This is a genomic window from Saccharopolyspora sp. NPDC003752 (assembly GCF_053605825.1).
Genome location: NZ_JBSGJZ010000086.1, coordinates 1 through 1,943, shown reverse-complemented (window position 1 = coordinate 1,943; position 1,943 = coordinate 1). Strand labels below are relative to the sequence as shown.

At 62.9% G+C, this 1,943-nt stretch carries 1 protein-coding gene; it reads right to left on the bottom strand.

Going from position 1 to position 1,943, the window contains the following annotated elements; genetic code table 11:
* Window positions 1-1,943 (bottom strand): non-ribosomal peptide synthetase (locus tag ACWEV3_RS43320; RefSeq protein WP_452619494.1); only part of this gene is annotated, 1,943 nt, incomplete at both ends.

The following is a 1,943-nucleotide window of genomic DNA, read 5'->3' as shown; positions in this document are numbered from 1 at the left end:
TACCCCCGCGCCAAACCCACACCCCCCACATACAACTCCCCCACCACACCCGGCGGAACCACACCCAAAAAACCATCCAACACATACACCCGCATGTTCGGCAGCGGATGACCGATAGGCGGGACGTTTCCGCCGGACAGCGGTCCCGTCATCGTCAAGTAGACGGTCGCTTCGGTCGGCCCGTAGGCATTCAGCATCAGCCGACCCTTCGACCAGCGGTCGACCAGTTCGCCGGAGCACGGCTCGATGCCGGTGATCAGGACCCGCAGGTCTGGCAAATCGCGGTGTGGAATGCTCGACAACACCGTCGGCGAAACGACGGCGTGGCTGACGCGTTCCGCCGCCAAGATCGCTGCCAACTCAGCGCCGAGCGGTTTTTGCGTTGCGGGCAGGACCAGCGCAGCTCCGGTCGCGAGGGCCATGAACATTTCCATCACCATCACGTCGAAGCTGGGCGACGCCAACTGCAGTACGCGGCTCCCCTCCCCGACCCGAAGTCGTTCCCGCTGCACCTCGACCAGGTTGGCCACCGCGACGTGCGGAATCACGACTCCCTTGGGGGTGCCGGTGGAGCCGGAGGTGTAGATCACGTACGCCGGGGCCAGCGGGTCCAACGCTGCCCGCCGATCGGCATCGGTGACGTTTCCGCTGTTGTTCCGACCGAGCTGGCCTTGGAGTTCGGGATCGCCGAGGAGCAGGACGGGAACTCCGATGGCCGCAACGCTGCCTGCGGAGCCGTCCGCGGCGAGGACGACCGCCGGCCCAGCGTCATCGAGCATGAACCGGATGCGGTCAGGCGGGTACGTCGGATCGACCGGCAGGTAGGCGCCACCGGCCTTCAGCACGGCGAGGATGGCGACCACCATTTCCGCGGAGCGGGGCAGCACCAGCGCCACGACTCGCTCCGGCCCCACTCCTAGCCCCACCAGGTGGTGTGCGAGTTGGTTCGCGCGGGTGTTGAGCTCCTCGTAGGTCAAACGGGTGCGGCCGTGTTCGAGCGCGATGGCCCGCGGAGTTCTGCTCACCTGGCCCTGGAAAAGCTCCGACAACGTCACGGCAGGAACGTCCAGACGACCGGTGTCGTTGCGCTCGACCAACAACGCATGCTCTTCCGCGGCATCCAGCAAACGAACCCGACCAACACGCTCATCAGGCTCAGCCGCCAACTGCGCCAGCACACGAATCAAATAACCACCGAAACGCTCCACCGTTTCCCGATCGAAAAGATCCGCGGAATAATTGAGCGCCAACTCCATACCAGCCGGCGCCCCGCCACCATCACGATGCTCATCGAAAGTGAACGACAGATCGAACTTAGCCGCATTCAAATCATGCGGATACAAACCACCAGACGTCCCCGGCAACACAAACCCATACTCGCCAGCATCGTTGAGAACAAGCGCGACCTGAAACAACGGATGCCGCCCCAACGACCGAACCGGATTGACCGCCTCAACAAGACGCTCGAACGGAACATCCTGATGCTCAAAAGCCCTGAGATCAGTCTCCCGGACACGGCGAACAAGTTCACGCAAACTCGGATCACCAGAAGTATCCACCCTCAGCACAAGGGTGTTCACGAAAAACCCCACAAGATCCCGCACCGCGTCATCAGTCCGCCCCGCAACCGGGCTGCCGATCACAATGTCCACACCAGCATTGAGCCTGGTCAGCAAAGCAGCCAGACCAGCATGCAACACCATGAACAAACTCGCGCCGCACGCCCTCGCCACGTGGATCAATCCGTTGTGCAACTCCGGGTCGACACGAAACGACACCACCCCACCGCGATAACCAGGCACCCGCGGCCGAGGCCGATCAGTCGGCAATTCGAGCTGTTCCGGAGCACCGGCCAATTCCCGCCGCCAATAACCGAGCTGCTGGGACACAAGGCTTTCCGGATCATCCTCATCCCCCAGAAGATCCCGCTGCCACAACGTGTA